General features: G+C 37.8%; 5 protein-coding genes and 1 pseudogene. All 6 read left to right on the forward strand.

The features are described 5' to 3' along the window. Window positions 1–181, forward strand: a pseudogene (locus tag DCC82_RS17975) (IS256 family transposase); the annotation flags it as partial. A 317-nt stretch (window positions 182–498) separates the two neighbouring features. After that, window positions 499–972: a PCYCGC domain-containing protein gene (locus tag DCC82_RS05190; protein WP_011230081.1), complete on the forward strand. Its 474-nt coding sequence runs from the start codon at window positions 499–501 to the stop codon at window positions 970–972. Window positions 973–1108: 136 nt separating this feature from the next. Then, complete coding sequence (locus DCC82_RS05195) at window positions 1109–1831, forward strand: ZIP family metal transporter (protein WP_012749256.1); 723 nt, start codon at window positions 1109–1111, stop codon at window positions 1829–1831. 292 nt (window positions 1832–2123) lie between these two features. Next, window positions 2124–2432, forward strand: coding sequence for an ArsR/SmtB family transcription factor (locus DCC82_RS05205; protein ID WP_094239611.1), 309 nt, complete (start codon window positions 2124–2126; stop codon window positions 2430–2432). 14 nt (window positions 2433–2446) lie between these two features. Beyond that, window positions 2447–3394: a cation diffusion facilitator family transporter gene (locus DCC82_RS05210; protein WP_011230085.1), complete on the forward strand. Its 948-nt coding sequence runs from the start codon at window positions 2447–2449 to the stop codon at window positions 3392–3394. A gap of 25 nt (window positions 3395–3419) precedes the next feature. Then, a complete protein-coding gene (locus tag DCC82_RS05215) occupies window positions 3420–4466 on the forward strand; it encodes a flavin-containing monooxygenase (RefSeq protein ID WP_011230086.1) in 1047 nt (348 codons plus the stop codon). The last annotated feature ends 195 nt before the right edge of the window (window positions 4467–4661 follow it).

Consider the following 4661-nt stretch of genomic DNA (forward strand, 5'->3'; position numbering starts at 1 on the left):
GATCAAGGAGATTCGGAAACGTCTAAAGCCGATGAACAGTTTGAGCAGTTTAGAAGCCGCGGAAAAAGTCGTATATTTGACCATTCAAGATTTTAACGAGAAATGGGCAGGACGAAAGTTGCGAGGATTTGCCGAAGCACAGGAAGCCCTCGAGCGAATGTTTGAAGAACGTTACAATTAACCAAATAATGTAAATATCAAACCAATACGATAAGGGGATTCTCCCTTTCTGCGCAATAGACTGAATATTCAGTCCCTCGTGTGGAGGAAACTAGTCCCCTATCCATTCCAAATCCATTTCAGAGATACCCTATCTATCTTGCATTACACAAAATTCTTGACGGTACCTATTATAACTGATCATATTATAGTTGACTAATATAATATGTTGATTTAGCTTTATAAATTGACAATATTTTGAACAATTTATTATTACGCTGAATATGTCCACCCCTTATGATATATTAGTCATGTCTAATGTTATAAGAGGTGACAAGGATGAAATATAAGGGAATGATTGTTTTACTTCTGCTCACTTTGATCATTTCGGCTTGCAGTTCCAATAAAGAACAATCACATCAAGAGCATTCTTCCAATGGGGATTTGCAAGAAAAAACTGCTTCTGCTGACGTTTTACCGACCTTTTTGAAAGGTCAAAGTGAAGAGGTCCGCTTGGTATATCAAGCTGCTGGCAAATCAATAGAGTTGTTACAATGGATTCCTTGTTATTGCGGTTGTGCCGAGAGTGCGGGACATAAAAGTAGTATGAATTGCTTTGTCAAAAAAATCAATAAAGATGGTTCTGTTGTCTGGGATGACCACGGTACTCGTTGTGGTGTTTGCTTACAAATCGCAGCGGAATCCATTAAAATGAAACAAGAAGGTAAGTCTATAAAGGAAATTCGCCATTACATTGATGAAAAGTACAAAGAAGGTTACGCAAAACCAACTAAAACTCCAATGCCTTTATAATAAACAAACCTCACTTTTCCGAAAACGAAGGCTTTACAATCCTCCCACGGTGGAGGATTTTTTGTTTTCTTAAGGCATATTTTATAAGTTTGGCAGATATAAAAGTAAAGACAACTTAGTACAAGGGGGATGATGGATGAACTCACTTTGGCTTTTAGGGTTTTCTGCTTCTGCTATTGGAATGTTATCTGGCGGAGTGATTGCTTGGTTGTTTAAAGGCTGGCAAAAAGGAACGCCAACCATTTTTTCAGTATGTAGTGGTATGATATTTGGACTGGTCACGATGGAAATTTTGCCTGAAAGCATAGAAATTGGAGGTTGGTTTATTGCTATTGTCGGATTGATTTTTGGTTATTTTATTTATAAGCATCTAGAAAAGGTTTCCCATCATGTGATCATTATTACCAATGACGCTAAAAAAGACTTATTTGTACATTCTGGTCTATTTTTAACATTCAGTATTGCCCTACACAATTTTCCAACAGGCATCGCACTTGGAGCCAATACTCACGATTCATTGACTAAACCAATGATGACTGCGATTATGCTTCACAATATTCCAGAAGGTATTGCTGTTTTTACTCCCTTGCTGATGGCTGGGTTTGGAATTCTCAGCATCATACTTGGGGCAACCATAGCCTCCGCCCCCATAGGAGTTGGAGCATTCATCGGAAGCAATTACGGAATGGGGGTTCCTTGGTTAGTAGCAATGATTATCGCATTGGCGATGGGGGTAATGCTTTCCGTGACGGGAAAAGAAATTTTTGGAACAGCTTTACGCGCATCTACCAAAATATACTGTGTTATCATGGCTATAATCGGTTTTATATTGGTTTCATTTTACTTGTTTTTTCTGTAAAAAACTTGAGGATAACGTCATACGGGAACTTGAAGAAGAATTTACAAAAGATGTGCTGATATTCGAAAGGACAGCTCACTGCTGTCCTTTTTATACCCTTAAATCGCCATGTTGCAAGTCCGATTTTTCCACCTGAACGGTTGTCATCATCCTCCTTCCATTCATTATGAGCTAAATAACCCATTTTCATGAAAAAACATTTCCTAAACTTGACAAAAAAAATGAATATAAAATATGATACATACATATGAACATATGCTCATATATAATAAATAAAGTGAGGGGAATCATCATGAAGATGGAAGACCATTCTTTCTTAAAATCTGAAACCATTGAAAATGTATCGCGAATATTTAAGGTATTAGCCGATCCAACACGAATCAAAATTCTTTATTTGTTATCGCAAGAAGAGTGCAATGTCAATCACATTGCAGAAGTGTTGGAAATGTCTCAATCAGCCGTTTCCCATCAACTTAGTATGTTACGAAATCTGAGACTGGTTAAGTATCGCCGTGAAGGAAAAACACTGTTTTACTCCTGCGATGACGAACATGTTATTTCATTATTAAAACAAGCCATTGACCATGCTGAACATCATTAAGGAGGTATTTTATCATGCATCATCATCACCACCATCATTCTCACGACCACCATGGTCATCACCATCACCACGGACATCACCATGATCACAGTAGAGAAGGAAATAAAAAAGGGCTTACAATTGCCCTTCTCATTACCGCTGGAATTATGTTGTTAGAGTTTTTCGGAGGTTTAATCACAAACAGCCTAGCCCTTCTTTCTGACTCTGGTCATATGCTTAGTGATGCTAGTTCACTTGTTCTTAGCTTAGTGGCAATTTGGTTTGCCACCAAACCAGCTTCCCCCAATAAAACGTATGGCTTTTATCGTTTTGAAATCTTAGCCGCTTTGTTTAATGGAGTTACCTTGTTTGTTATCGCTGGATTTATTATTTGGGAAGCAATTGAACGTTTTTACAATCCTCCAACCGTGGCTAGCGGCTCTATGATGCTGATTGCGTCCATTGGACTTTTTGCCAATCTTTTAAGTGCCTGGGCGTTAATGAAAAAAGGGGATGTAAAAAATAATGTCAATCTGCGTAGTGCCTATCTTCATGTGATCGGTGACGCTTTGGGTTCCGTAGGTGCTATCATCGCTGGGCTTGTCATGTGGCTCTTTAGTTGGTATGTCGCTGACCCCATTATTTCCATTTTGGTTGCCTTATTAATCTTGAAAGGCGCTTGGGGAGTGATTAAACATACGGTTCACATTTTGATGGAAGGAACGCCAATTACCATTGACCAAAATGAAGTGAAAAAAGCCTTAGAAAGTATTGAAGGAGTGATTAACGTTCACGACCTTCATATTTGGACAATTACTTCAGGGTTAGACTCATTAAGTTGCCATATTTTGATTGAAGATCATCAAGACAGCCAAAAGGTTTTACAAGAAGCGATCCATTTTATTGAGGACCACTTTAAAATTCAGCATGCAACCATTCAAATTGAAACCTCTCAAATCCATCACGGGGAAATGAAAGTTTAATCCTTTTCAGAAGAGAGGTGATAAAATGCAACACATCGTTGATGTTCTGGTTATCGGTGCTAGTCAGGCAGGACTAGCGATGGGATATTATCTGAAACAAAATAATATATTGTTTGCCATTGTTGGCAAGGAAAATCGAATCGGAGATGTTTGGAGAAACCGATATGATTCCTTAGTTCTTTTTACTCCTCGCTGGTTCAGTTCTTTGCCAGGAATGGCTTTAAAGGGTGACCCGAACGGATATCCAACCAAGGATGAAATTGCCGATTATTTAGAGGATTATGCTCAAAAATTTGAATTACCTATTCATCTGAACACAGAAGTCATTTCCCTTCAAAAAGAAGATGAGATTTTTAAAGTTACAACCAATAATGGTAATTATGTGGCAGAGAAAGTGGTTGTAGCAACGGGTCCTTTCCAAAAGCCATACATTCCACCATTTGCAGAAAGCTTATCCGATAAAGTGTATCAAGTGCATACATCCCGTTATTTGAATCCATCTCAATTACAAGAAGGCTCTGTTTTGGTAGTCGGTGCGGGAAATTCAGGGGCACAAATTGCTGTTGAATTGTCCGAAGACAGAGAAGTTTATTTATCTGTAGGTCATAAAATGAAGTTCTTTCCACTTGAAATAATGGGTAAAAGTATTTTCTGGTGGTTTAAAAAATTAGGTTTATTAAATGTCCATATCAACAGCTCGTTAGGTCAGTTTATCAGTAAGCAAAGTGACCCTATTTTCGGTAAAGAACTGAAACATTTAATACAAGAAGGCAAAATTAAAATTAAACCCAGAACAGAAAGTATTTTAGGAGATGTTATTTCTTTTGCAGATAACAGTCAAATTCAAGTTCAAAATGTCATTTGGGCAACTGGATTTTATTCTGATTACAGTTGGATTCAAATTCCGAATGTTTTAGACCATAGAGGAAAGCCCATTCACCAAAGAGGGGTAACTTCTGTGAAAGGATTGTACTTCTTGGGATTGCCGTGGCAGTATCGAAGGGGATCTGCTCTTATTGGAGGAGTGGGTGCCGATGCAGAGTATTTGATAAATGATATTTTAAACCATTGAAGGTGCTTGCAATGTTGTGGTTAGAACTTTTTATCTTAATTAGGCGAGAAGACTCCCATTTCAACGAAGCGAAGCGGAGTAAGTGGGAGAGGAATCGCCTTAACTATATTTTGATGAAAATACGATAGATTCAGTAAAATATAGTATCATATAGTTAGATGGGAGGTGAAAAAATGTATTTTTGTATCAAACAAC

It is taken from the genome of Geobacillus sp. LYN3, from assembly GCF_003064505.1.
Classification (GTDB): Bacteria; Bacillota; Bacilli; order Bacillales; family Anoxybacillaceae; genus Parageobacillus_B; species Parageobacillus_B toebii.